This is a genomic window from Pseudomonas sp. GM25, assembly GCF_000282255.1.
In the GTDB taxonomy this organism is placed as follows: Bacteria; Pseudomonadota; Gammaproteobacteria; order Pseudomonadales; family Pseudomonadaceae; genus Aquipseudomonas; species Aquipseudomonas aphyarum.
In genome coordinates this window covers 44,999-70,741 of record NZ_AKJQ01000040.1, presented here as the reverse complement: position 1 = coordinate 70,741, position 25,743 = coordinate 44,999, and the positions used below count along the sequence as shown (strand labels likewise).

The window sequence follows — 25,743 nt, the reverse complement described above, 5'->3', positions numbered from 1 at the left end:
TGGCACCATGGCGTTCGAATCGATTTTCAGGGCTGATCTGTTCAGCGGCCAGACCGTCATCGTCACCGGTGGCGGCAGTGGCATCGGGCGTTGCACCGCCCATGAACTGGCGGCGCTCGGGGCAACCGTGGTGCTGGTCGGGCGCAAGCCGGAAAAGCTGCAAACCGTCGCCGCTGAAATTGCCGAGGATGGCGGTCGCGCTCACTGGAAGGCCTGCGATATCCGTGATGAAGAGGCGGTGAAGGCGCTGGTCAGCGAACTGATCCGCGAACACGGGCCGATCCACGGGCTGGTCAACAATGCCGGCGGCCAGTATCCGTCGCCCTTGGCCTCGATCAATCAGAAAGGCTTCGAAACCGTACTGCGCACCAATCTGGTCGGCGGTTTCCTGATGGCCCGGGAAGTGTTCAACCAGTCGATGAGCAAACACGGCGGCAACATCGTCAACATGCTCGCCGACATGTGGGGCGGCATGCCCGGCATGGGCCACTCCGGCGCCGCGCGCTCGGGCATGGACAACTTCACCAAAACGGCGGCGTTCGAATGGGGTTACGCCGGGGTACGGGTGAATGCGGTAGCCCCCGGCTGGATCGCTTCCAGCGGCATGGACACTTACGAAGGCGCGTTCAAAGCCGTGATCCCGACCTTGCGCGAACACGTGCCGCTCAAGCGCATCGGCACCGAATCGGAGGTCAGCGCAGCGATCGTGTTTCTGCTCAGCCCCGCTGCCGCGTTCATCAGCGGCAGCACCTTGCGCATCGACGGCGCGGCAAGCCTGGGCAGCCGCGCATGGCCGTTGCACAAGGCGAGCCACAGCGAATCGTTCAACGGTTTTCACCGGGCCTATATGCCGGACGTTTTGAAGGACAAGGAGTAAGCCATGCCGGTCATTCAATCTCAGCTCGACCCGCACAGCGAAGCCTTCGCCCGCAACCGCGCAGCGATGCTCGCCGCCATCGAGCAAGTCCAGCAGCTCGAACAGAACCTGCTGAACAAGGCTGCCGAAGCCAAACCGAAATTCGACAAACGCGGACAATTGCTGCCCCGTGAGCGCCTGAATCTGCTGCTCGACCCCGGCGCGCCATTCCTCGAGCTGGCGAGCCTGGCCGGCTACAAACTCCACGACGACAAGGACGGCAGCTCGGCCGGTGGCGGCTTGATCGCCGGCATCGGCTACGTGTCCGGCGTTCGTGCCTTGATCGTGGCGAACAACAGCGCAATCAAGGGCGGGACGATTTCCCCGTCGGGTCTGAAAAAATCCCTGCGCCTGCAACAGATCGCCCAGGAAAACAAACTGCCGGTGATCACCCTCGCCGAAAGCGGCGGCGCCAACCTCAACTATGCGGCGGAAATCTTCGTCGAAGGCGCGCGCAGTTTTGCCAATCAGGCACGGATGTCGGCCATGGGTTTGCCGCAGATCACCGTGGTGCACGGTTCGGCCACGGCCGGCGGCGCGTATCAGCCGGGGCTGTCGGATTACGTGGTGGTGGTGCGCGGCAAGGCCAAGCTGTTTCTTGCCGGCCCGCCGTTGCTTAAAGCGGCGACCGGTGAAGTCGCCACCGACGAAGAACTGGGTGGCGCCGAGATGCACGCGCAAGTCGCCGGCACCGCCGAATACCTGGCCGAAAACGATGCCGACGGCGTGCGTCAGGCGCGGGAAATCGTCAGCCTGCTGAACTGGAACGAGCAAATACCGTGGCTGCCCGAGCCGCAATTCAAGGAGCCGCTGTACCCCATCGACGAACTGCTCGGACTGATCCCGGACGACCCGAAAAAACCCTACGACGTGCGCGAAATCATTGCGCGGATCGCCGACGAATCGCGCTTTCTGGAGTTCAAGGGAGAGTTCGATCAACAGACCGTTTGCGGGCACCTGAAAATTCAGGGCCGCGCCTGCGGTTTCATCGGCAACAACGGTCCGATCACGCCTAACGGTGCGAGCAAGGCGGCGCAGTTCATTCAACTGTGCGACCAGAGCCAGACGCCGCTGCTGTTTTTCCACAACACCACCGGGTTCATGGTCGGCACCGAATCGGAACAGCACGGCGTGATCAAGCACGGTTCGAAACTGATCCAGGCCGTGGCCAATGCGCGGGTACCGAAATTGACGATTGTGGTCGGCGGCTCCTACGGCGCAGGCAACTATGCGATGTGCGGACGTGGGCTCGATCCGCGTTTCATCTTCGCCTGGCCCAACAGCCGCACCGCCGTGATGGGCGGCGCCCAGGCTGGCAAGGTGTTGCGCATCGTCACCGAAGCCAAGCAGCTCAAGGACGGCCTGGTGCCCGACCCGAAAATGCTCGACATGCTGGAGCAGGTCACCGCGCAGAAACTCGACAGCCAGTCCACCGCGCTCTACGGCAGCGCCAACCTGTGGGATGACGGGCTGATCGATCCGCGCGACACCCGCACCCTGCTCGGTTACCTGCTGGACATCTGCCACGAAGCCGACATCCGCACGTTGCAACCCAACAGCTTCGGCGTCAGCCGGTTCTGATCGCCACGGATTAAAGGAGAACAATAAAAATGATCTTCACCCCGGAACACGAAGCTCTGCGCCGTACCGTCCGCCAGTTCGTCGAGCACGAGATCAACCCGCACGTCGATGAATGGGAAAAGGCCGGGCGCTTTCCGATTCACGAGATTTTCCGCAAGGCCGGCGACCTCGGCCTGCTGGGGATTTCCAAGCCAGAAAAATTCGGCGGCATGGGCCTGGATTACAGCTATTCGATCGTCGCCGCCGAAGAGTTCGGCACCATTCATTGCGGCGGCATTCCGATGTCGATCGGCGTGCAGACCGACATGTGCACCCCGGCTCTCGCCCGCTTCGGTTCCGATGAGTTGCGCGAAGAATTCCTGCGCCCGGCCATCACCGGCGAGCAGGTCGGTTGCATCGGCGTCTCGGAAGTCGGCGCCGGTTCCGACGTCGCGGGGCTCAAGACCACCGCGCGCAAGGACGGCGACGACTATGTGATCAACGGCAGCAAGATGTGGATCACCAACTCGCCGAGCGCCGACTTCATCTGCCTGCTGGCCAACACTTCGGACGACAAACCACACATCAACAAATCGCTGATCATGGTGCCGATGAACACGCCGGGCATCAGCCTCAGTTCGCATCTGGACAAGCTCGGCATGCGCAGCTCGGAAACCGCCCAGGTGTTTTTCGACAACGTGCGTGTTCCCCAACGCAACCGCATCGGCCATGAAGGCGCCGGGTTCATGATGCAGATGCTGCAGTTCCAGGAGGAACGCCTGTTCGGCGCGGCCAACATGATCAAAGGCCTGGAATACTGCGTCGACAGCACCATCGAGTACTGCAAGGAACGCAAAACCTTCGGCAATGCGCTGATCGACAACCAGGTGATCCACTTCCGCCTCGCCGAACTGCAGACCGAAATCGAATGCCTGCGGGCGCTGGTCTATCAGGCCACCGAGCAATACGTGAAAGGCCAGGACGTCACTCGACTGGCTTCGATGGCCAAGCTCAAGGCCGGGCGCCTCGGCCGTGAAGTCAGCGACAGTTGCCTGCAATACTGGGGCGGCATGGGCTTCATGTGGGACAACCCGGTGGCCCGCGCCTATCGCGACGTGCGGCTGGTGTCGATTGGCGGCGGCGCCGACGAAATCATGCTGGGGATCATCTGCAAACTGATGGGCATCCTGCCGGGGAAAAAGAAATGAGCGCCCTGCCCGATTGCCAGACGCTGCTGCTGGAACGGCACAACGGCGTGTTGCACATCACCCTCAATCGCCCGGAAAGCCGCAACGCCATGAGCCTGCAAATGGTCGCCGAGTTGCGCGCCGTGCTCGCCTCCGTGCGCGATGACCGTAGTGTTCGCGCGCTGGTGCTGAGCGGTGCGGGCGGGCATTTCTGTGCCGGCGGCGACATCAAGGATATGGCCAATGCCCGCGCTCAGGGCAGCGATGCTTATCGTGAGTTGAACCGAGCGTTCGGGTCGTTGCTGGAAGAAGCGCAGCACGCGCCGCAAGTGCTGATCACCGTGTTGCAGGGCGCTGTGCTCGGGGGTGGCTTCGGCCTGACGTGTGTCAGCGATATCGCCATCGCCGATCATCAGGCGCAATTCGGTTTGCCGGAAACCAGCCTCGGCTTGTTACCGGCGCAGATCGCGCCGTTTGTGGTGCAGCGCATCGGCCTCACCGAGACCCGACGTCTGGCCCTGACCGCCGCCCGCTTCGATGGCCATCAGGCCCGACGCCTGGGGCTTGTGCATTTTGTCGAGCAGGATCCACAGGCGCTCGCCGAGCGACTGGATGAAGTGCTCGACCACGTCTTGTGTTGCGCTCCCGAGGCGAATGCCGTGACGAAAAAACTGTTGCTGGCCAGCGCCGGCCAGCCGTCGAGTGAATTGCTGGACGAAGCCGCGCAGTGGTTTAGCGCAGCGGTGACCGGTGCCGAAGGGATCGAGGGCACGATGGCGTTTGTGCAGAAGCGCAAACCCGGATGGAGCACCTGACTCTGTGGGAGCGAGCCTGCTCGCGATGAAGCCCTTCAATTGCCAACATTCAGGAAAACCACCATGCCCGCCCTCCACAAAATCCTGATCGCCAACCGCGGTGAAATCGCCTGCCGCATCCAGCGCACCGCCCAGGCCCTCGGTTATCGCACGGTCGCGGTTTTCAGCGATGCCGACGCCGACGCATTGCACGTGCAAATGGCCGATCAAGCGGTGAACATCGGCCCGGCGCCGGTGCAGCAGTCCTACCTGAACATCCCGGCGATCCTCGACGCCGCCCGGCGCAGCGGTGCCGACGCGATCCATCCCGGCTACGGTTTTCTCTCGGAAAATGCCGAATTCGCCCGAGCTTGCGAACAGGCCGGCCTGATTTTCATCGGCCCCAGCGTCGAAGCCATCGAACTGATGGGCAGCAAACGTCAGTCGAAAATCGCCATGCTCGCCGCCGGTGTGCCGTGCATCGCCGGCTATCAAGGCGCCGAGCAGGACGACGCGACCCTGGCCCGTGAAGCCGAGCGCATCGGTTATCCGTTGATGATCAAGGCCAGCGCCGGCGGTGGCGGGCGCGGCATGCGTCTGGTGCACAGCGTCGAGGAATTGCCAGCGCAGTTGCGCACGGCGCGCTCCGAAGCCTTGAACGGTTTCGGCAGCGACGAACTGATCCTCGAACAGGCGTTGATCGAACCGCGCCATGTCGAAGTGCAGCTGTTCGGCGACCGGCATGGTAACCTGATCTACCTCGGCGAGCGCGATTGTTCGATTCAGCGCCGTCACCAGAAAGTCATCGAAGAGGCACCGTGCCCGGTGATGACTGAGGACCTGCGTCAGGCGATGGGCGAAGCGGCGCTCAAGGCCGGGCGTGCGGTGAACTACGTCGGCGCCGGCACCGTGGAATTTCTCCTCGACGCCGATGGCCGGTTCTATTTTCTGGAGATGAACACCCGGTTGCAGGTCGAGCACCCGGTGACTGAATTGATTACCGGGCTGGATCTGGTGGCGTGGCAACTTCTGGTTGCCGAAGGCCAGCCTCTGCCGCTGTCGCAAGCGCAGGTCAAACTCGATGGCCACGCGATGGAAGTGCGCCTCTACGCCGAAGATCCGGCCCAAGGTTTTCTTCCGCAGACCGGGCGTGTCGAAGCCTGGGTGCCGGCACTGGATCGCGGTGCGCGGATCGATCACGGCCTGATCGAAGGGCAGTCGGTCTCACCGTTCTACGACCCGATGCTCGGCAAACTGATCGCCCACGGCGCAACCCGTGAAGAGGCCCGGCGCAAACTGTTGTGTGCGGTTCAGGACAGCGTGTTGCTGGGCGTGCAGAGCAATCAGCGGTTGCTCGCCAGCCTGTTGCAGCATCCGCAGTTCATCAGCGGAGAATTCGGCACTGGCTTCATCCCTCAACATTTCGCCGATCACGATTGCCTGCACGCCTATTCGCCCAGTGCCGAAGAGCTGGCCATCGCGGCGGTGATTTTTTACCAAGCCGCCGCGCAGCAACATCGCGCCCCGCTGTCCGGATGGCGTAACAACGTCGGTGCGCCGTTGCTCTATCGCATCGGCCTCGACGCCCGCGACTGGAACGTGCAACTGCGCGCCAGCCCGGACAACACGTTTGAAGTGCAGGTCGCGGAGCGCGTCATCGAACTCAAACTCATCGAACACATCGCCGGGGCCGTGACACTGGAAATCGACGGCCTGCGCCAGCGCCATGCCTATCGCCTGCGCGACGACCAGCTCTGGCTGTTCACCCACCCTGGCAGCCTGCACCTGGTGGATCGAACTCACGCGGTGATAGACAGTCAGACCAGCGTCAGTTCCGGCACGTTGAAAGCCCCGATGGATGGCGCCATCATCGATGTGCTTGTCTGCGAAGGCAGCCCGGTCAGCAAGGGTCAGCTGCTGGTGGTGCTGGAAGCAATGAAAATGGAGCACCCGCTCAAGGCCGGCATCGACGGCGTGCTCAAGCGGGTGCAGGTCAAGGTCGGCGATCAGGTAAAAAATCGTCAGGTTCTGTTGCAGGTCGAGTAGTCGCCGCGCGCATCCGCAAGGTTTGACTACGCTCTGAATAATCAGGACGCGGAAATCAGGAACCCTGCGATGCCCCATTGGCTGGTCATAGATCTGGAAGCCACCACCGATGAGGGTGGCTGGCCGGTTACGGAGATGGAGATCATCGAGATCGGCGCGACCCTGGTGGATCGCGCCGGTCGCGAGCAGGATCACTTTCAGCGCTTCGTCAAACCGACGCGGCGCCCGTTGTTGACGCCGTTTTGCCGCGAACTCACGCACATCACCCAAGCCAACATCGACGCCGCGCAGCCGCTGAGTGAAGTGTGGCCTGCGTTCGAGCGCTGGCTCGGTCAGCACCAGACACGCCTTGAAGGCTGGGCGAGCTGGGGCGATTACGACCGCAAGCAGTTGCTTCAGGAATGGCAGCGGCTGCAACTCGACAGCGTCCTGAGCCGGGTGCCGCACATGAACCTCAAACAGCGCTTTGCCAAGGCCCGACGCCTCGAACGGCCGCTGGGCCTCAATGGCGCGTTGCAACTGGCGGGCATGCAATTCACCGGTCAACAACACCGGGCGCTGGAAGATGCGCGCAATACCGCCCGATTATTGCCGTTGGTGCTGCCGCTCTAGCGCAGGTGACGGCGCCATGAGCCTTGTGCATACTGGCCGACCTTTTTGACCCTTTTTAAGCCCTTTTCGAGAGGAATCGCCCATGTTTAAAGTCAACGAGTACTTCGACGGCACCGTCAAGTCGATCGCTTTTGGCACCGCTGAAGGCCCTGCGACCATCGGCGTCATGGCCCCGGGCGAATACGAATTCGGCACCAGCCAGCGTGAAATCATGCACGTGGTTTCGGGCGCACTGACCGTCAAACTGCCGGACAGCAGCGACTGGGAAACCTTCGCTGCGGGCAGCCAGTTCAATGTGCCAGCCAACAGCAAGTTCCAGCTGAAAGTGGCCGTCGACACTGCTTACCTGTGCGAATACCGCGGCTGAACCCACGGTTTTCGGCAGTCATAAAAAATGCCCGTGTCCAAGGACACGGGCATTTTTCGTTTCAGGGCGGGTTATTCGAGAATTTCCACTGGCATGCCAACTTCGAGCCGGCCGTTGCCGTCGTTGACCAGGTTCTGGCCGAACATCGCACCGTCGGCCTGGGCACGGGTCTTCTGAAGTGTCGCCAGTGGCTCACGGTCAGCGCTGCGCTCACCGGTCAACGGATCGATCGTGGTGAGAATGCAGCGGGAGCACGACTTGACCACGCGGAACTCGACATCGCCGATGCGGATGCGCTTCCAGCCATCCTCGGCATAAGCATCACTGCCTTCGATCACTAGATTCGGCCGGAACCGCAGCATTTCCAGCGGACGCCCGACTTCCTGCGACAGGTGTTGCAGCGAGGCCTCACCAATCAGCAGCAGCGGAAAGCCGTCGGCGAATGCCACTTGGTCGTCATCGTTGCCGTACCCGGCCTGGGTCGTGCGGGCGCGATCCAGCGGCACTTGCACCAATCGGGTCGGTTTGCCAATGAAATCGCTGACCCAGCGCGCCGCCTCTTCACCGGCATCCGGTACGCGCAAGGTATCGCGCCAGATGGTTACACCACGCAGGTCGTCGTCACTGCCGGGCAAGGCGACATCGATTGCCGCATGCCCCGGCGCGCTGAGCGTCAGGCCGCCGCTGGCATTCCAAAGTGCCGACAACTGACTCATTTTCGCTTCGGCACGCTGGGTCAGGAATCGCCCGCTGGCTTCGTCCACCAGCATCCAGCGTCGATCGCCCTCAAGCCCCAGTTTGTCCAGGCCGATCCCTTGCAGGACCTCGCCCTTGGCGGATTTCAACGGGTAACGATAAAGCGCGCTCAGACGCAGCATGGCCAGCTCCCTGGTGGGTCAAAAACGCCACCCTATACGAGCTTTGTCAGCGAATCAAAGGCTGACGCAGGGTCAGCCTCGACAGGTTGATCAGGCCGGCACTTCGTCGAGCATCAGACGCTGGCGCACCACATCGACCAGTTTGTCCGGCTGGAACTTGGAGAGGAAGTTGTCGCAGCCGACCTTCTTCACCATCGAGTCGTTGAAACTGCCGGACAGCGAGGTGTGCAGCACCACATACAGACCACGCAGGCGCGGGTCGTTGCGGATTTCGGTGGTCAGGCGATAGCCGTCCATTTCCGGCATTTCGGCGTCGGTGAACACCATCAGCAGTTTGTCGGTCATGTTCACCCCGGTGTCCGCCCAGGCCTTGAGCATGTTCAGGGCTTTCAGGCCGTCGCTGGCGATATGCATCTTCACGCCCAACTGGCCGAGGGTGTCGCGCAATTGCGAGAGCGCCACGTTGGAGTCGTCCACCAGCAACACTTCACGGCCACGGGCGCGCTCCAGAACCGGATCGTCCAGTTTGTCGCGCGAAACCTTGGCGTTGTACGGCACGATTTCGGCGAGGACTTTCTCGACGTCGATGATTTCCACCAGTTGATCGTCGACCTTGCTGATGGCCGTCAGGTAATGCTGGCGACCGGCGCTGGTCGGCGGCGGCAGGATGGCTTCCCAGTTCATGTTGACAATGCGGTCCACGCCGCCGACGAGGAACGCCTGCACCGAACGATTGTATTCAGTGACGATGATCGTGCTGTTCGGGCCCGGCACCAGCGGGCGCATGCCGATCGCCTGGGACAGGTCGATCACCGGCAGCGTCTGGCCGCGCAGATTGACCACACCGCAGACAAACGGGTGACGCTGGGGCATCAGGGTCAGTTTCGGCAACTGCAGGACTTCCTGAACCTTGAACACGTTGATTGCGAACAATTGGCGCCCGGCCAGTCGAAACATGAGAATTTCCAGGCGATTCTCACCCACCAGTTGCGTGCGTTGGTCTACCGTGTCGAGAATGCCGGCCATCAATGACTCCTGGGCTTGTTCTGATGAATTCACTATTGGGGGTTATCGGCTGAATCTGGCGGATCTTGATCCCGTCACAAATCACCAACAAAATGCCATGAGCAGGCATTGATGTCACATTAACATCATGCTTTACTGGCCCGGTGAAATCATCTGCTACATTCTCTTCGGCGCGACCTCGTTTTGCGCGACAGGTTCCCGTGCCTAAGGGAATCCCCTAGTAACAATCAGGCCCAACCTGATATTCGCGATATCCAATAGCCATTAATGTGACGCCATTCTCATTGCATGAACGGAGTCAGGCTATTGTGTGCGATCGCAGTTCAGTGGAAACACATCCTCTTGAAACCTCAGGTCTGTGCCAATGCACGCCGGGGCGCGGTCTCGCGACGGTTCATGATCGTCGACACACACGGCATTCCCTCATCAGACATGACGTGGTGGAGATAAGCATGCCGAACGACCGTAGTGACTGGGCGCAGCGGTTCCCCGAATTCCTTGTCGAGGCTGAAACGCTCCTGGCCAAGTCTGAAGAATGCCTCAGCCACTTGCAGCTGATCAGCAATGACAAGGACGCCATCGACTGCATGCTCAGCACCCTCCTCAAGCTGGCGAACAAGGCTGATGCCCTGGCGCTGGAGGCGGTGTCCGAATTCTCCCTGCACCTGCATGGCCTGCTCACTCAGGTCCAGGATCACGTGGATTTGCATGCGCAAGCCCTGGAAGCACTGAAAGACTGCTTCACCCTGATGGCCTGGCAACTGGAGCTGGTTGACCCAAGCACCGGCCAATTGGGCCTCGATGAAAGCGAGCAGGTGTCGCTGATCGAAGCCTTTGCCTGCCAGGTCGGACAGACTCACTTTCAAATGCCGCTCAATGGCAAGCCGATGTCCCTCGTCTCCTGGTCGGAGCGCCAAGCGTAACCGGGCACACAGTGGGCTGTTCGGGCCCGTCAGTTTTCGCCGTCGAATGTCGCAATTGAATAGTTCATGCCTGCCTGCGACACCTTCCAATAAATAATTACGAGCGATGAATGCGGACTATCCTCTGCGGATGTCAGGGTTTTCCTGTGTAAATGAAAACTTGCGGTTGCATCGATAATTATCGAGTCAGGTACTTTAACTTTTCCATTATGGAACCGCCGTCCAACATGGCCTGTTTCCTGACTCTTTGGACATATAGGGCAAACGCGACCAACGGTATGTTAAGTGGTATTATGCCGCCCGTTAGTTGTTTCAGTTAATGGCATTGTGACTTCAATGAGCGGTCTCTACCGAAGTTGGCGCTCAATTATCGATCACTGAACCGTTTTGAAATCAACAACCTGAATGACAGTTTTCCAGACAGAGACCGCCAGCCCTTCTGACCGGTCTGCCCGCAGCGAACATCCATTGGCTCCATCCGCTATGTACGCCAGCCTCAAGTCAATCACCACATGGCCTCCCTCCCGAGAAAATGCCCGCAGGTTCACACTCCTGCTGTGCACGGCTTCGGCCTTGGGCAGTCTGTTGAGCTATGGCGTTTCTGCGCCATTGTCGCTCGGCCTGCTGCTGATCAACGTGGCGGCTGCCGGTTGCGTCTGGACACAACATCGTCTGTCGCGCAAATCCATCAAGTTCCAGCCACAGGAACTGGCCGACCGTTTGCTGGAAGTCCAGGAAAACGAGCGCCATCGCCTGAGCCGTGAACTGCATGACGATATCGGCCAACTGCTGACCGCCGCCAAGCTGCAAAGCGAATGGCTCAAGCGTCGCTTGCCCGCGGACATGCAGGAACACTGTTCAGTACTTTGCGAGACCCTCGAAGAAACCCTCAACAAGGTTCGCGACGTTTCGGCCATTCTCAACCCGCGGCAACTGACCAGCCTTGGCCTGGAAGCGAGCCTGCGTGCACACCTGCTCAAGGTGTTGACCAATACTTCGGTGCACTGGAGTCTGGACTGCCAGCAGCGCCTGAATGGAATCCCCGAAGAAATGGCCGTCGCGGCCTTTCGTATCACTCAGGAAGCGGTGACCAACATCCTTCGCCATGCGCAGGCCAAAAACCTGTTGATTCGCGTGCAACGCCTGCCGCAGGGCCTGACTCTGCTGATCAGCGATGATGGGCTGGGTTTTTCCCCGGCGGCGAATCCGGGTCGCGAAGGACAGCGGGGCATGGCCGGGATGGCCGAACGCATCGAGCAACTGGGCGGCACACTGAGCGTGACCAGCGAGCCGGGCAAAGGTACTCAAATCGAAGCACTATTCCCCTGGGCGCCCCGTGCACTCGAGCGGGCCAGTACGAATAAGGTTATGCGTTGACTTGTAACTTACTTCTGGTGGATGACCACTCGCTGATCAGGGCCGGCGTGCGCGCCCTGGTGCTGGATATTCCCGGTTATGCGGTCATCGGCGAGGCCAATGACGGCTCGCAGTTGCTCGAGATGGTCGAGCTGCTGTCTCCCGATATCGTATTGCTGGACATTTCCATGAAAGAAACCGGCGGTCTGGAAGCCCTGCAGCGGCTCAGACGCGTACGGCCGCACGCCAAAGTGCTGATTCTGTCGATGCACACCGACCCCGCGCTGATCATGCAGGCGCTGGAGTCCGGCGCTCACGGTTACCTGCTCAAGGACACCACGGCCACCGAGCTCGAACATGCACTGGAAGCGCTGCGCAACAACGAGCGCTACTTGAGCCCTGCCATCGCTCACACCGTGATCAATCAGGCGCTGACCCGTAACCTCAAGCAGCAGCCGGAAGTCGCCGAGTCGCATAACCTGACGGCACGCCAGCTGGAAATCCTGCGCCTGATCGTGCGCGGCAAGTCCACGCGGGAAATCGCCAATGGCCTGGGCTTGAGCATCAAGACGGTCGAAACCCACCGTTCGCAGATCATGAAACGCCTGCAGATCTACGATGTGGCGGGCCTGGTGCTGTTTGCCGTGCGGGAACAGATCATCAGTCTGGACGACTGAGCCGAGGTGATGCACTCAACAGCGGCGAGTCCTTGGGCAAATGCACACGCAAAGCTCCGGGACGCGCCGCAAACCGCAGACTGTCGCCTTCCAGCGGCTCACCGTCGAGATTGATGCAAAGCCCCTCGGCGACCTTGATTTCAACCCATGGCAAGCGGGTGCGCACGAACATGTTGTCGATGCCGAACCCGTCGCTGAGCAGGTTTTTCAGCGTGCCGACCAACTCCTGCGGCGCCGGCAGAATGCTGATATCCAGAAGACCGTCGTCCACCAGCGCTTCCGGGCACAACACATGCCCGCCACCCGCCTGACGGCCATTGCCGATCCCCAGCGCCAGCAGCTCGCCACGCCAGTGAAAATCCGGTCCCTGCAATTCGCCATAGGCGGCATGCAGCTCGCTGAACCGCGATAAACCGGTGAACAGATAGGCCGCGCCGCCCAGCACTTTTTTCAAATCTTCCGACGTGTTGGCGGTCACTTGGCTGCCGAATCCGCCGGTGGCCATGTTCAGGAAAATCTGCCCGCCGACCTCACCCAGATCAATGTCATGGGCGGGGGCCTCAAGCAACTCGAGCGCTTCGGCCGGCTCCAGCGGAATAGCCGCCGCGCGGGAAAAATCGTTGGCGGTTCCCAGCGGCAACAGCACCAGACTGGCCTTGCCCGGCTGCGCCGCCAGTGCTTCGGCGATGTCACGCAAGGTGCCATCTCCGCCACCGGCAATGATCTGACGGTATCCCGCCGCGAGCGCCTCCTCCACCAGTCGCTGGGCATCGCCGGCCTCCCAGGTCAGGCGCACAGCCAGTTCCCAGCCCTGCTGACGCTTGTTCTCGACAGCGGCACGAACCGCCTCGTTGAGTGCCTGCTTGCCATGCAGAATCAACAATGCCTTGCGTTCACTCATTGCGGTTACTCCCGGAATTGAATCAGTACGGGACATCTTGACCCTCAAGACCGGCAAAAAAGTCGCACGTCTTCTGATTAATTCCTGCTGCCCGTCTGGCCCGTCCTACATATCGGTAATTTTTCGTACAGAACGTAAGGAATCGGCTCAATTGACCCAGCCCGGTCGTTGGTACAACGTGTGTCGGCGTTAGCGATCTTCAATTCAATTACACAAGGATGTGCATGTAATGAGTGGATACAGTTTCAGGACTTTCGATACTTTGCATTCCGGCATTTGCCAACTGCCCCCAATGGCCGCAGGCGGGCGTTTCCATGCAAAGCCATGAAGCAAGACTATCCGTGAGTCCGGTTGCCTCTCTCTCCGAAAGTCGCGCCAGTCTTAAAGACGAATTCAAATGCAGCGCCAGAAACACTGGAGAAACCGATATGGAACCGCGTGTCACCGAGCTGGAAACCCACCTCAAGTACATTCGACGCGATATGGACGAAGTCAGAGGGGACGTCAAAGCCATCAAGCATCGCCTTGCCTACTCGGCAGGGGCGACAGCGATGGTGCTCGGGCTGTTGGGCTGGATTGCCAACAGCCGGTTCGATCAGCTCGTCTCATTGCTCAGCCGTTGACCCGCTGAAAAGGCAGGCATCGTTTTGCGACTATGCCTGCCTTTCAAATGCCTGCAATCAACCGAGCAGCTCGCTGAGCGGAATGAATGGCACCTGATCACCCTTGGCCAAGACTCGCCCCTCCTGCACTTCCACCAGACCCTCGGCCCAGGCAGCGCTGCGCAGAACGCCCGAACTCTGGTTACGGTAGATAATCGCTTGCCCCTGCTCCAGGCGTCCGCGCAGAAACTCACGGCGGTTACCGGCCTGAGGCCAGACAAATCCTGCGGGCACCGAAAACTTCAGCGGCTCGACATCCTGCATACCCTGGCGACGCAACAGATATGGCCGGGTCAGCAAGGCAAAGGTCACCAGTGTCGAGGCAGGATTCCCCGGAAGTCCAATCACCGGGACACCACGGAAATGCCCGACCGTCAGCGGCTTGCCAGGTTTGATTGCGAGCTTCCATAGTGTCAGCTCGCCCTCTTCCCTCAATGCGATGCCGAGGAAATCCGCTTCCCCGACCGAGACACCACCGGTTGAAAGAATCAGGTCTACATCCTGAAGCTCCCCAAGTCGCGCACGGGTGGTGGGCAGGTCATCAGGCAAAATACCGGCATCCACCACTTCACATCCCAGGCGTTGCAACCAGCTGCACAACAGAACCCGGTTGCTGTTGTAGATCTGTCCCGGCCCCAGTGTCGTGCCCGGTTCGACCAGCTCATCCCCCGTGGACAACACCGCCACACGAACCCGGCGAACCACCTCGAGCCCTGCGCAACCCAGCGATGCGGCCAACCCCTGTTCGATCGGACCGAGCCGGGTTCCGGCAGCCAGGACCAACTCACCGACTGTCGTTTCCTGGCCTTGCGGGCGAATGTTCTGCCCGGCCACCATCGCCTCGATGAAGCTCACGCGCTCATCGGCATGAATCTCGGCGTTTTCCTGCATCTCGACACAATCAGCACCGGCAGGTACCGGCGCACCGGTAAAGATCCGTGCGCAGGTGCCTGGCTTCAAGGGTTCCGGTGCCTGCCCGGCGAAGACTTTCTGACTGACCGGCAACGGTTCACCGGTCCAGTCGGCCAGACTCAAGGCATAACCGTCCATGGCGCTGTTCGGCCACGGCGGCAGATCCAGCGTCGAAATCAGATCCTGCGCCAGCACCCGCCCCTGAACCTGCGCCAGGGGCAGAAACTCGCACTCGACAATCCGCGAGCTCTCGGCCATTTCCAGCAATCGCGCCAATGCATCTTCGACGGGCATCAGGCTACCGGTCTTGCCCGGCTTACCCACGGGATTCACAAGGCGCCGCCTGTTTCAAATGAGTGACGAAATTGCACGGGCGGTGGCGTGAGTCCAGTTGCTCGGCGAGGATGCCATCCCAACCGGTGCGCACTGCGTTGGTCGAGCCTGGCAGGCAGCAGACCAGCGTGCCATTGGCCAGTCCCGCCAATGCCCGGGATTGCACGGTGGAGGTGCCGATGTCGGCCACCGAGATCTGGCGGAACAGCTCACCAAAACCATCGACCTGCTTGTCCAGCAGGCAAGCGACCGCTTCCGGGGTGCTGTCGCGGCCGGTAAAACCGGTACCGCCGGTAATCAGCACCACTTGCACGACGTCTTCGGCAATCCAGTGGGCGACTTGCGCACGGATCTTGTAAAGGTCATCTTTGAGCAGCACTCGCTGCGCCAGATGGTGGCCCGCGGCCGTCAGCCGGTCGACGAAGACCTGGCCGGAGGTATCGGTTTCCAGGGTTCGGGTGTCGCTGACCGTCAGTACCGCGATATTGAGCGGCACGAAAGGTACATCAGCCTTGGCTTTCATAGGCTCGTCCAGTTGTAGGAGAAACAGCCCGGTGTTATATCACAGCGCCCCCTTTTTTCGCCGCCCCTGCGGAGAGCTGCCATGACTTCGAACACGCCATTACCACCCTGCTCCATTCTGTTGCTGGCCGGTGGACGCGGCCAGCGGATGGGCGGCCAGGACAAGGGTCTTGTGGAATGGCACGGTGAACCACTGATCGCACATCTGCATCGCAAGGTTCGGCCATTGACGGATGACCTGATCATCTCCTGCAACCGCAATCGTGAACGCTATGCGCCGTTCGCCGACCAATTGGTGAGCGATGACGAGGAGAACTTTCCCGGACCATTGGCTGGTATTCGCGCCGGCTTGAAAGCCGCGCGCCGCACCCATCTGCTGGTTCTGCCCTGCGATGTTCCGCGCATCGATCTTGCATTGCTGCAAAGCATGCGCGAGGCGGCCAGTCTGAATTCTGAAAAACCTTTAATGTTGCGCCACGACGATCACTGGGAACCGCTGCTTTGCGTGATCCCGGTGGCACTCCTGCCGGCATTCGAAAACGCCTGGAACGCTGGAGAACGCAGCCCCGGCCGAGTGATGCGCAATCTTGATGCCCAGGCCCTGGTTTGCCCTGACAACGATCCACGCCTGGCCAATCTCAACACCCCTGAACTGTTGAGTTCGCACAACACTGTGTCAGACTGACAGCATTCAAGGAACTTGCACGCCTTGTATACGTCTCAAGCTCAGTAACCAAAAGAATTTCCCTTCGGAGACACACTCATGACTCAACGGACCCTCGCCACTTTCATGCTCGCACTGGGCCTCGCCACCCTCGCCGGTTGCGCTTCGCCAACAGTGATCACCTTGAATGACGGTCGCGAAATCCAGGCTGTCGACGCCCCTAAGTATGATGAAGATTCGGGCTTCTACGAGTTCGAACAACTGGACGGCAAGCACACCCGCATCAACAAGGATCAGATCCGCACTGTCAAAGAGCTGTAAGTCTTCAGTTCGGCAACGGATATGGAAAAGCCCGCAATATGCGGGCTTTTTCGTGTCTGGCAGAAAAGGGTCGATACCCGGGATCACCAGTCCAGCGTGATCCGGCTTTCAAATTCGCGCACCTGCCCCGTGACCGGGTCGATGAATCGCAACCCCTGCGCCAGCAGTTTGAGCGGATTGGCATAGTCATCTTCAACGTCTTTGAGCACTTCGGGGTAAAACGGATCATTGCAGATGCTCGCCCCCAGCGCCGTCATGTGCACCCGTAGCTGATGCTTCTTGCCGGTTACCGGATACAGGCCGTAGCGCCAGAGCTCGCCGTTCTTTTCACGAACCTCCACCACCGTTTCGGTGTTACTCACACCCGGCCCTTCCTGCATGCGGAAAAACGGTTCACCGTCGATCATGCGGCTCTTGTGCACCAATGGAAAGTCCAGCCCGGGCAGCGCGGCCGCAATGGCCTCATAGCGTTTTTCGATTTGCCGTGTCGGGAACAGCGACTGATACGCCGAACGCGTCTGTGGATTGGCAGAGAAAATCACCAGCCCGGCCGTATGCCGGTCAATCCGGTGCAGCGGCACGAGATGGGGATTGTCCAGGCGCCGGATCAATCGGCGAAGCAGGGTCTGTTCGACGTACTCGCCTGCCGGGGTCACCGGAAGGAAATGCGGCTTGTCCGCCACCACCAGATGGTCGTCCGCATACAGGATCGACTCGACCACCGGGATCGGCTTTTCATCCGGTACTTCACGAAAATAGTGAATGCGCAGCCCTTCCTTGTAGGGCAAGTCCAGCGCAATCGGCTGCCCCTGACCATCCAGCACCCGGCCCCGGGCGATTCGATCCAGCCATTGATCGCGCCCGATGGCACTGAAATGTTCGCACAGGCAGTCGAGCACTGTCCGCCAGCTACCGGGGGGCAGATACAGCGTGCTGGCCTGATTCTGTGCGGCGGAAAACGTTGATGTGCTGGACATACGGAAACTCTAACCTTCAAAGCAGAGCGGCATTATCCAACACCGGACGCAGCAGACCTAGCGCGGAATCAGGCAGGGATCGATTTGAGCGCCGCCGCTTCGGTGAACTCCTTGAGCCAGCGCAACACATCCACGGCGTCCCAACGGCCCGGATCGTACAAGGCGTACAACAAACCCTGATACCCAACCACATCCAGTTGCTTGTGATAGCCGGCACGCTGGAACAAGGCCTCGATCTCGGCAAAGCACGTATTGAAATGCAGCTTGTTGAAGGGAGTCTTGCCTTCCGTGACCAGACCGTCCAGGCGCAATTCGTGGACGGCCTCGCGCACCACGTCAACCGACATCCCGTTCACGCTGCTTTTCAACTGTTCGACATTGACCACTGTGGCTCCCTCTGACATCCGGCTTGACCTGACAAATGCCCGGAAACGGCATGGCAGGCCAACCCAATTACTGTATGCGCATACAGTAACCGAATAACCCGAAAAGTGCCAAGCCGTGATTGAGCGAAGGTGACGAGCGCCATCAACGCAGAAGAGAGAAGACCATTAACGCAGGAATGCCACCACTTGATCGGCACTGAACGGCCACCCCAGTTCCGCGCCGGTATCGACTCTGCGCAAGACCGGGATCCGCAGGCTGTAGGCCTCGAACCACGATTCGTCGTCCGCAATATCCACCAGTTCCACCAGCAGACCATGCTCGACAAACGGCATCAGTTCGGCCTCCGCGACTTCACACAAATGGCACCCCAGGGTGCCGAACAACTGGCATTCAGGAAGCATGTGCGCTCAACCCCAAAAATCGAGTGATCATTCTAGGCCTGCCCGCAAGGCCCGTCGACCCACCCACCGGGTTCGATCCCGTCCCTCGTAAACCCTGATGTAAATCAGCCCACAAAATCGCCATTTACGCGATGCTCCGGTGTTTTTTACCTCTACGCTTGAAGAGCCTGACCTGTCCCGGAGTGTCTTGTGTTTGCCAATCTGCTGATCATTCTGGCGTCGTCCCTGGTGATGATTGCCCTGTTCCGACGCCTGCGCCTGCCGCCTGTGCTGGGCTACCTGTGCGTGGGCTTGATGGTCGGGCCGAAGGCATTCGACTGGATCAATGAAAGCGAACATCTGCCGGATCTTGCCGAACTGGGCGTGGTGTTTCTGCTGTTTTCCCTGGGGCTGGAGTTCTCCCTCTCTAAAATGATTGCCCTGCGCAAGGTGGTTTTCCGTCTGGGCAGCCAGCAAGTACTGATCACCACATTCCTGCTGGGAGGCGTGCTGATGCTGTTGGGCATGCCTGCTACACCGGCCTTGCTGATGGGCGCCGGCCTGTCGCTGTCATCCACGGCGATTGTGACCAAGGAGCTGGGCAGTCTCGGCGAAATCTTCAGCAGCCATGGCCAGAACGCGGTGGGCGTCCTGTTGTTCCAGGACGTGGTGGCCGTGTTGCTGCTGACGTTGGTGCCGGTGTTCGCCGGCAGCAGTGATCAGGCCTGGTACTGGGCGCTGCCCCTGACCTTGTTGAAGACCGTATTGCTGTTCTTCGGTTTGTTGCTGGCCAGCCGCTGGCTGCTGCCCCGCCTGTTTCAGGAGGTCGCGGCATCCCGTTCCGCAGAGTTGTTCGTGCTGCTGGCGCTGGTGATCGTGTTGCTGACGGCCTGGCTGACCCACTTGCTGGGCCTGTCTCCGGCCCTCGGCGCGTTCCTCGCGGGCATGCTGCTGGGCGAGAGCCATTACCGGCATCAGATCGAGGCCGATATCCGGCCGTTTCGAGACATTCTGCTGGGACTGTTTTTCGTCAGCATCGGCATGCTGATCGACCTGCAACTGTTCGCCAGCCACAGCCTGCTGATTATCGGGATGACCCTGGGTTTGCTGGTGATCAAAGGCCTGGTGGTGGCGCTATTGGTGAAATGGCGCGGCAGCGACAGTGAAACGGCCTGGCGCAGCGGTCTCGCCCTCGCCCAGGGCGGTGAATTCTGCTTCGCCCTGATGGCGCAGATGCAACAAAGCCGGCTGCTCCCCGCCGAGCTCGGCGCCCTGCTGCTCGCCGCCACCTTCTGCTCGATGCTGCTGACGCCCCTGCTGTTACGCGCCGCACCGCGCATCGCCGCCGCCCTGCACCGCAAACCCAATCAGGAAGCGCAGATCGAGGAAATCAGCGCCCTCAATGCCGGGTTCGACGGGCATGTGGTGATCTGTGGCTACGGCCGTGTCGGTCAGTCGATCGGGCGCTTCATGCGCAATGCCGGGCAATCCTACGTCGCGCTGGACAACGATCCGGTACGAATTCAAGAAGCCGCGACCGCCGAGCGCGACGTCCATTACGGCGATTCAACCCGCGGCGATCTGCTGACCGCCGTCGGTTTGCTGCGCGCCAGATTGCTGGTGATTGCTGTGGATCAAGCTGACGTGGCCTTGCGGGTTCTCAAGGAGGCCCGACGCCTCAACCCGACAGTGCCGATCCTGGTGCGCACCCGGGACGACAGCCAGTCGGCCGAGTTGAAGGCAGCCGGCGCCAGCGAAGTGGTGCCGGAACTGCTGGAGTCGAGCCTGATGCTCGGTTCCCATGCCCTGATCCTGCTGGGGTTTCCTGCGCACCGGGTGCAGGAGAAAGTCGATCAGGTGCGCATCGATCGTTATCGCCTGCTTCACGGCTTTTACCCCGGAGCCGACGATGAGGAAACCTAGTCCTGACTTACCGCGCCGATCTTGTGCAACGACAGGTCGGCGCCGTAGTACTCCTGTTCCTGGCTCAGGCGCAGACCATGCAGCGCCTTGATCGAGCCGTAGACCACGAAACCGCCGATCAGCGCCACCGCCACACCAAGAGCGGTGCCAATCAACTGGCTGATCAGGCTGACGCCACCGAGCCCGCCCAACGCGGTCGAGCCGAAGATCCCGCAGGCAATGCCGCCCCACACGCCACACAGACCGTGCAACGGCCAGACACCCAGCACGTCATCGATGCGCCATTTGACCTGCGCCGCCGTGAAGCACCAGACAAACAGGGCGCCGGCAATCGCGCCGGTCACCAGCGCGCCAACCGGATGCATCAGGTCGGAACCGGCACACACCGCCACCAGCCCGGCAAGCGGGCCGTTGTGCAGAAAGCCCGGGTCGTTGCGCCCGACGATCAACGCCGCCACCGTGCCGCCGACCATCGCCATCAGCGAGTTGACCGCCACCAGTCCGCTGACCCCTTGCAGGGTTTGCGCGCTCATCACGTTGAAGCCAAACCAGCCGACGATCAGGATCCACGAACCCAACGCCAGAAAAGGAATGCTCGACGGCGCGAACGCCACCAGCCTGCCATCGCGATAGCGCCCGTTGCGTGGCCCGAGCAGCAACACCGCCGCCAGCGCCAGCCAGCCGCCCATGGCATGCACCACCACCGAACCGGCAAAATCATGGAAAGGGGCACCGAACTGCGCGGTCAGCCAGGCTTGCAGACCGTAGTTGCCGTTCCAGATCATGCCTTCGAAAAAAGGGTAGATGAACGCTACGATCAGCGCCGTGGCGCACAGTTGCGGCACAAACCGCGCCCGCTCGGCGATGCCGCCGGAGATGATCGCCGGGATCGCCGCCGCAAAGGTCAGCAGGAAGAAAAACTTCACCAGCCCATAACCATGATCGGCACTGAGCACCGCCGCCGGTTGCAGGAAGGTCACCCCATACGAAAGCCAGTAGCCTATAAAGAAATAGGCCAGAGTCGACACCGCAAAGTCGCTGAGAATCTTCGACAGCGCGTTGACCTGGTTTTTCTGGCGAACCGTTCCGACCTCCAGAAACGCGAACCCGGCGTGCATGGCCAGGACCATGACCGCACCGATCAGAATGAACAACGTGTTGGAACTGTGAACCAGCGTGTCCACAGCGCTTTGCAGATTTTCCATGAGGAGGCAGACCCAAGGCTGAAAAAGGCACCAAAGCGGTTCATGCGCACATTTCATGCACCAAGTTGCGACTGTGCGGTCACTGATCCGGTGGTCCGGTGAACCGCTTTGGCGCACAAGGTCGATGGGCTGACATGAACCCTCATCATCCGGGACTTGCTTTGCCCGGTTTCGCGCCCGGCAACAGCGCACTGCCACCGATCGACGCACCACGACACAGCAAAAGTTGTACCAGCCATTTGCACTGAACCTTCACACTTGGCTCATACTCGAACGCTTCAGAACACCGCTTCAGAATGCCACTTACGGAGATCCCCCATGGCCAGCATCAAGGCAAAGACTGCTCAAGAAATCCTGATGAACGACTTCCAGACTCTGGTCAGCGACACTGAACGCTTGCTGGAACACACCGCCACGCTGGCCGGTGATCAGGCTGACGAGCTGCGCGAACAGATCCACGAAAGCCTGCTGCGCGCACGGGAAACCCTGAAGCTGACCGAGGACACCCTGCGCGAGCGCGGTCAGGCTGCGGTCACCGCCACCGAGGAATATGTCTCGGCCAACCCTTGGCAATCGGTGGGCATCGCCGCCGGCGTCGGTTTCCTGATTGGCCTGCTGGCCACGCGGCGCTGATCATGTCGATCGGTGAATCCGGCCCGGACTCGGGCACCGCCTCCTCCACGCGTCGTCTGGGTGCTGCCGTTCTCGGCCTGCTGCACAGCCACGTCGAACTGTTCGGCATCGAACTGCAGGAACAGAAAGCACGCACCGTCAGCCTGTTGCTGTTCGCAGGGCTGGCGCTGGTGTTTGCGCTGCTGTTGCTGGTCGGCCTGTCGACCCTCGTACTGATCGTGTTCTGGGACACCTATCGCCTGGCCGCAATCATTGGTCTGTGCGTGTTCTACACCCTGGCGGCGATCTTTTGCGCGCTGCGTCTCAAGGCCGCGATCTTCGATGAATCCTCGCCCTTCCACGGCACGCTGGAAGAACTGGCCAATGACCGGGAGCGCCTGCTGCCATGAGCCTGCCTGAACTTCCGCACAACAGCTCACGCCGGGAAATGCGCAAGGCACTGATCCGTCTGCGCATGGAAATGCATCGTCAGGAAATCCGCCACGAAACCGGCCAGGTCCTGCAACCTTTGCAACGCATGCGTGGCATGACGCAAAACCTGCAGGGCGGTTTCGGCATCAAGCACGCGCCGTTGTGGGGCGTAGCCGCCGTGACGCTGCTGGGTTTCATTACAGGTAAAGGGGCCAAGAGCGGTGGCATCGGCGGCTTGACCCGACTGATCCGCCTGGGCACCAGCCTCGCTCCGCTGATCAAGCTGGTCATGCAGAGTTCGAGCAAGCGCTGATCCCCACGTATCTGGCTGCATTCTTGCAATACCGGCGGGATTGAATCTCTTATCCGGAGGTTCAATCCCGCTTGCCTATCCGGCCGGCAGAATTCGACCAGAACAAGAACGACAAGGAGGCCCCGTGATCGACGGGCAACCGCTCGCCTGCTTTCAACCTTTCATCGATACCGCCACCGGACGCATTGCAGGGGTCGAGGCACTGGGTCGTCTGCGCCAGGCCGATGGCCAACTGGCGTCGGTCGGACCGCTGTTCGCCGATCCGCGCACCCCGGCCATCGCGCTGCGCCGAATGGACAGGCAGATTCGCGACAACGCGCTGAGTCGACTGCACGAGGCGCCGCCGGACTGGTTTCTCAGCCTGAACATGTCACCGCGCTGGATCAGTCGCTTGCGTGCCGACCAGGCACTGCCGAGCCTGAAACAACTCGCCCGGCATGGCATCGACCCGCAACGGATTGTTTTCGAAATCACCGAGCTCGGCGGTAACAGCCAGCGCCTGACCGAAGTCGTGGCGCGCTATCGCGATGCTGGCGCCCGGATCGCCATCGACGATTTCGGCGCCGGTTATTCGCAGCTCGATCGCGTGCTGGCGTTGCAACCGGACATTCTCAAACTCGACATGCGTCTGTTCCAGGCCGCCGCACTGGGCGGGCCGAGCAGTGACGTGGTCAAGGCCCTGGCGCAAATGGCCGAAAAGACCGGCTGCTGGATCATTGCCGAAGGCGTGGAAACCGCGGCGCAACTGAATTTTGCGCTGGAGTGCGGATCGCGTTACGTGCAGGGATTTCTGTTCGCCCGGGCGCAGGAGGCGCTTTTCGGCACGAATGACTTCGTTGAACGCTTCGCCCAGCTGCGCCAGTCCTACGTGCGCCAGAAACTGGCCGAACGCAGCAAACTGATGTTCATGCGCCAGCAGCTCAGCGAACTCATGACCATCCTGCAAACCTGGGCCCAGGCCCGCGCTCCGCTCAGCGCCCTGCCGCAACTCGACGCCTTTCCCTGGCTGCTGCGCTTTTATCAGTGCGACCGTCACGGCACTCAGCTGACGCCGAACCTGGAATGGCGACAAAGCGGCTGGGTGGCCGACAACCGCTACCTGGGTCACAACTGGTCGTGGCGTCCGTACTTCTATCACCTGCTGGCCGAAGGCTGGGAAGAACGGCGCCTGACCCTTTCCAACACCTATCGCGACGCCACCAGCAACCAGTATTGCCTGACCGCCGGACAGTTTTTCGATAACGGCGAGCGCCTGCTGCTGATCGACATCGACGCGGCGGGCTTGTAGTTGCGCTTGCAGATGCCAGCCTGAACCGGGAAGCTAGGGAATCAGTCACCAGACGGAGAGAATCAGCCTTGGATTGGCATACCCTGCTCAACCGCGAACGTCTCGGCAAACCGTTGCACAGCCCGCAGGAACTTGGCCGCAGCCCGTTCCATAAAGACCATGACCGCATCATCTTCTCCGGCGCCTTCCGCCGCCTGGGGCGCAAGACCCAGGTGCATCCGGTATCGAGCAACGACCACATTCACACGCGCCTGACCCACTCGCTGGAAGTCAGTTGCGTCGGCCGTTCGCTGGGCATGCGTGTCGGCGAAACCCTGCGCCGCGCTCTGCCCGAATGGTGTGAGCCGAGCGATCTGGGCATGGTGGTGCAGTCGGCCTGCCTGGCGCACGACATCGGCAACCCGCCATTCGGCCACTCCGGCGAAGACGCGATCCGTCACTGGTTCCAGCAGGCTGCCGGGCGCGGCTGGCTGGACGCGATGAGCGAAGCCGAGCGCGGTGACTTCCTGAACTTCGAAGGCAATGCCCAGGGCTTCCGGGTCCTCACGCAACTGGAGTATCACCAGTTCGACGGCGGCACCCGACTGACCTACGCCACCCTCGGCACTTACCTGAAGTACCCGTGGACCGCCCGTCACGCCGACTCACTCGGTTACAAGAAGCACAAATTCGGTTGCTACCAGAGCGAACTGCCGTTGCTCGAACAGATCGCCCACAAACTGGGTCTGCCGCAACTCGAAGAACAGCGTTGGGCGCGCCATCCGCTGGTGTATCTGATGGAGGCGGCGGACGACATCTGTTACGCCTTGATCGATCTGGAAGATGGCCTGGAAATGGAGTTGCTGGAGTACGCCGAAGTCGAGTCGCTGCTGCTCGGTCTGGTCGGTGATGATCTGCCGGAAACCTATCGCCAGCTCGGCCCGCAGGATTCGCGTCGGCGCAAGCTGGCGATCCTGCGCGGCAAGGCCATCGAGCACTTGACCAACGCCGCTGCCCGAGCATTCGTCGAACAACAGGATGCGCTGCTGGCCGGTACGCTACACGGGGATCTCGTGGAGCACATGCACGGCCCGGCCAAACGCTGCGTGCTGAACGCCAAGGACATCGCCCGCAAGAAAATCTTCCAGGACAAGCGCAAGACCCTGCATGAAATCGGCGCCTATACGACCCTGGAGATTTTGCTCAACGCCTTCTGCGGTGCGGCCCTGGAACAGCACAACGGCCGCACGCCGTCGTTCAAGAGCCGCCGGATCCTCGATCTGCTGGGCAACAACGCGCCGGATCCGCACGGCCCCTTGCACGCGTCGTTCCTGCGCATGATCGACTTCATCGCCGGCATGACTGACAGCTACGCCAGTGACATGGCGCTGGAAATGACCGGACGTTCCAGTCATTGACGCCTGCCACCCGACCGATCTGCAATGGATCGGTCGGGTCTGGTGCAGTAGCGGCGAAAAGACAAACTCTTCCTTTTGTGTAGTTTCAAGAAGGCAGAAACAAACAACGAATAATAGCTTCAGCCTTGACCGCACAAACTTTTCCTGCGCACTTGCCAAACTAATCAAGTAC

At 60.8% G+C, this 25,743-nt stretch carries 28 protein-coding genes; 19 read left to right on the top strand and 9 right to left on the bottom strand.

Features of this window, described 5'->3' with window-relative positions; all coding sequences use genetic code 11:
- The first annotated feature begins 7 nt into the window (after positions 1–7).
- The 7 genes from PMI24_RS16375 (at position 8) to ppnP (ending at position 7,482) form a co-directional block, all read left to right on the top strand.
- On the top strand, positions 8–877 hold the full coding sequence (locus PMI24_RS16375; protein WP_007955768.1) for an SDR family oxidoreductase: 870 nt from the start codon (positions 8–10) through the stop codon (positions 875–877).
- Between the two features lie 3 nt (positions 878–880).
- A complete protein-coding gene (gene atuC, locus PMI24_RS16370; protein WP_007955766.1) occupies positions 881–2,497 on the top strand; it encodes a geranyl-CoA carboxylase subunit beta in 1,617 nt (538 codons plus the stop codon).
- 29 nt (positions 2,498–2,526) lie between these two features.
- The gene (atuD, locus tag PMI24_RS16365) at positions 2,527–3,684 is read left to right on the top strand and encodes a citronellyl-CoA dehydrogenase (protein WP_007908685.1); all 1,158 of its coding nucleotides are present in this window, start codon (positions 2,527–2,529) and stop codon (positions 3,682–3,684) included.
- Positions 3,681–4,478: an enoyl-CoA hydratase/isomerase family protein gene (locus tag PMI24_RS16360; protein WP_007955763.1), complete on the top strand. Its 798-nt coding sequence runs from the start codon at positions 3,681–3,683 to the stop codon at positions 4,476–4,478. The genes atuD and PMI24_RS16360 overlap by 4 nt, the downstream gene beginning before the upstream one ends.
- A 63-nt stretch (positions 4,479–4,541) precedes the next feature.
- Positions 4,542–6,503, top strand: coding sequence for an acetyl/propionyl/methylcrotonyl-CoA carboxylase subunit alpha (locus tag PMI24_RS16355; protein ID WP_007955761.1), 1,962 nt, complete (start codon positions 4,542–4,544; stop codon positions 6,501–6,503).
- 69 nt (positions 6,504–6,572) lie between these two features.
- Positions 6,573–7,115 (top strand): exonuclease domain-containing protein, encoded by a 543-nt coding sequence (locus tag PMI24_RS16350; RefSeq protein WP_007955759.1) that lies wholly within the window; start codon positions 6,573–6,575, stop codon positions 7,113–7,115.
- A gap of 82 nt (positions 7,116–7,197) precedes the next feature.
- Complete coding sequence (gene ppnP, locus PMI24_RS16345; protein ID WP_007940055.1) at positions 7,198–7,482, top strand: pyrimidine/purine nucleoside phosphorylase; 285 nt, start codon at positions 7,198–7,200, stop codon at positions 7,480–7,482.
- Between the two features lie 71 nt (positions 7,483–7,553).
- Here ppnP and PMI24_RS16340 read toward each other — a convergent pair whose 3' ends face one another.
- Positions 7,554–8,360, bottom strand: coding sequence for an MOSC domain-containing protein (locus PMI24_RS16340; protein ID WP_007955757.1), 807 nt, complete (start codon positions 8,358–8,360; stop codon positions 7,554–7,556).
- A gap of 90 nt (positions 8,361–8,450) precedes the next feature.
- The gene (locus PMI24_RS16335; RefSeq protein WP_003226705.1) at positions 8,451–9,386 is read right to left on the bottom strand and encodes a chemotaxis protein CheV; all 936 of its coding nucleotides are present in this window, start codon (positions 9,384–9,386) and stop codon (positions 8,451–8,453) included.
- A gap of 452 nt (positions 9,387–9,838) precedes the next feature.
- Between PMI24_RS16335 and PMI24_RS16330 the strand changes: the two genes are divergently transcribed.
- The 3 genes from PMI24_RS16330 (at position 9,839) to PMI24_RS16320 (ending at position 12,342) form a co-directional block, all read left to right on the top strand.
- On the top strand, positions 9,839–10,309 hold the full coding sequence (locus tag PMI24_RS16330; RefSeq protein WP_007955754.1) for a hypothetical protein: 471 nt from the start codon (positions 9,839–9,841) through the stop codon (positions 10,307–10,309).
- A 483-nt stretch (positions 10,310–10,792) separates the two neighbouring features.
- A complete protein-coding gene (locus PMI24_RS16325) occupies positions 10,793–11,686 on the top strand; it encodes a sensor histidine kinase (RefSeq protein ID WP_007955752.1) in 894 nt (297 codons plus the stop codon).
- Positions 11,683–12,342, top strand: a complete 660-nt coding sequence (locus PMI24_RS16320) for a response regulator (protein ID WP_007955750.1) — start codon at positions 11,683–11,685, stop codon at positions 12,340–12,342. The genes PMI24_RS16325 and PMI24_RS16320 overlap by 4 nt, the downstream gene beginning before the upstream one ends.
- Here the strand turns inward: PMI24_RS16320 and yegS are convergent.
- A complete protein-coding gene (gene yegS / locus PMI24_RS16315) occupies positions 12,326–13,243 on the bottom strand; it encodes a lipid kinase YegS (RefSeq protein ID WP_007955748.1) in 918 nt (305 codons plus the stop codon). The genes PMI24_RS16320 and yegS overlap by 17 nt on opposite strands.
- A gap of 314 nt (positions 13,244–13,557) precedes the next feature.
- Here yegS and PMI24_RS29425 point away from each other — a divergent pair, with 314 nt between their 5' ends.
- Positions 13,558–13,866 (top strand): hypothetical protein, encoded by a 309-nt coding sequence (locus tag PMI24_RS29425; protein WP_170929389.1) that lies wholly within the window; start codon positions 13,558–13,560, stop codon positions 13,864–13,866.
- A 57-nt stretch (positions 13,867–13,923) separates the two neighbouring features.
- Here PMI24_RS29425 and PMI24_RS16305 read toward each other — a convergent pair whose 3' ends face one another.
- The gene (locus PMI24_RS16305) at positions 13,924–15,150 is read right to left on the bottom strand and encodes a molybdopterin molybdotransferase MoeA (protein ID WP_007955744.1); all 1,227 of its coding nucleotides are present in this window, start codon (positions 15,148–15,150) and stop codon (positions 13,924–13,926) included.
- On the bottom strand, positions 15,134–15,673 hold the full coding sequence (moaB, locus tag PMI24_RS16300; RefSeq protein ID WP_007955742.1) for a molybdenum cofactor biosynthesis protein B: 540 nt from the start codon (positions 15,671–15,673) through the stop codon (positions 15,134–15,136). The genes PMI24_RS16305 and moaB overlap by 17 nt, the downstream gene beginning before the upstream one ends.
- An 81-nt stretch (positions 15,674–15,754) precedes the next feature.
- Between moaB and mobA the strand changes: the two genes are divergently transcribed.
- Both mobA and PMI24_RS16290 read left to right on the top strand, forming a co-directional pair.
- On the top strand, positions 15,755–16,357 hold the full coding sequence (mobA, locus tag PMI24_RS16295) for a molybdenum cofactor guanylyltransferase MobA (protein WP_007955740.1): 603 nt from the start codon (positions 15,755–15,757) through the stop codon (positions 16,355–16,357).
- A gap of 78 nt (positions 16,358–16,435) precedes the next feature.
- Positions 16,436–16,657 (top strand): YgdI/YgdR family lipoprotein, encoded by a 222-nt coding sequence (locus PMI24_RS16290; protein ID WP_007955739.1) that lies wholly within the window; start codon positions 16,436–16,438, stop codon positions 16,655–16,657.
- Between the two features lie 83 nt (positions 16,658–16,740).
- Here PMI24_RS16290 and PMI24_RS16285 read toward each other — a convergent pair whose 3' ends face one another.
- The 3 genes from PMI24_RS16285 to PMI24_RS16275 form a co-directional block, all read right to left on the bottom strand.
- Positions 16,741–17,634, bottom strand: coding sequence for a pseudouridine synthase (locus PMI24_RS16285; RefSeq protein WP_007955737.1), 894 nt, complete (start codon positions 17,632–17,634; stop codon positions 16,741–16,743).
- Positions 17,635–17,702: 68 nt separating this feature from the next.
- On the bottom strand, positions 17,703–18,020 hold the full coding sequence (locus PMI24_RS16280) for a hypothetical protein (RefSeq protein WP_007955735.1): 318 nt from the start codon (positions 18,018–18,020) through the stop codon (positions 17,703–17,705).
- 165 nt (positions 18,021–18,185) lie between these two features.
- The gene (locus PMI24_RS16275; RefSeq protein WP_007955734.1) at positions 18,186–18,422 is read right to left on the bottom strand and encodes a glutaredoxin family protein; all 237 of its coding nucleotides are present in this window, start codon (positions 18,420–18,422) and stop codon (positions 18,186–18,188) included.
- Between the two features lie 189 nt (positions 18,423–18,611).
- Here PMI24_RS16275 and PMI24_RS16270 point away from each other — a divergent pair, with 189 nt between their 5' ends.
- Entirely contained in the window at positions 18,612–20,324 is a 1,713-nt protein-coding gene (locus tag PMI24_RS16270) for a cation:proton antiporter (protein ID WP_007955733.1), read from the top strand.
- Here PMI24_RS16270 and PMI24_RS16265 read toward each other — a convergent pair.
- A complete protein-coding gene (locus PMI24_RS16265; RefSeq protein WP_007955731.1) occupies positions 20,321–21,529 on the bottom strand; it encodes an ammonium transporter in 1,209 nt (402 codons plus the stop codon). The two genes, PMI24_RS16270 and PMI24_RS16265, sit on opposite strands and share 4 nt — an antisense overlap.
- A 318-nt stretch (positions 21,530–21,847) precedes the next feature.
- Between PMI24_RS16265 and PMI24_RS16260 the strand changes: the two genes are divergently transcribed.
- From PMI24_RS16260 to PMI24_RS16240, 5 genes are all read left to right on the top strand, one after another.
- Positions 21,848–22,162, top strand: coding sequence for a DUF883 family protein (locus PMI24_RS16260; RefSeq protein WP_007955729.1), 315 nt, complete (start codon positions 21,848–21,850; stop codon positions 22,160–22,162).
- A 2-nt stretch (positions 22,163–22,164) separates the two neighbouring features.
- Positions 22,165–22,551 carry a phage holin family protein gene (locus PMI24_RS16255; protein WP_007955728.1) on the top strand — a complete coding sequence of 129 codons (387 nt, stop codon included), beginning with the start codon at positions 22,165–22,167 and terminating at the stop codon, positions 22,549–22,551.
- Positions 22,548–22,886: a hypothetical protein gene (locus tag PMI24_RS16250; RefSeq protein WP_007955727.1), complete on the top strand. Its 339-nt coding sequence runs from the start codon at positions 22,548–22,550 to the stop codon at positions 22,884–22,886. The genes PMI24_RS16255 and PMI24_RS16250 overlap by 4 nt, the downstream gene beginning before the upstream one ends.
- A 124-nt stretch (positions 22,887–23,010) precedes the next feature.
- A complete protein-coding gene (locus PMI24_RS16245) occupies positions 23,011–24,174 on the top strand; it encodes an EAL domain-containing protein (RefSeq protein ID WP_007955726.1) in 1,164 nt (387 codons plus the stop codon).
- 68 nt (positions 24,175–24,242) lie between these two features.
- Positions 24,243–25,571 carry a deoxyguanosinetriphosphate triphosphohydrolase gene (locus tag PMI24_RS16240; protein WP_007955725.1) on the top strand — a complete coding sequence of 443 codons (1,329 nt, stop codon included), beginning with the start codon at positions 24,243–24,245 and terminating at the stop codon, positions 25,569–25,571.
- Positions 25,572–25,743 lie beyond the last annotated feature (172 nt).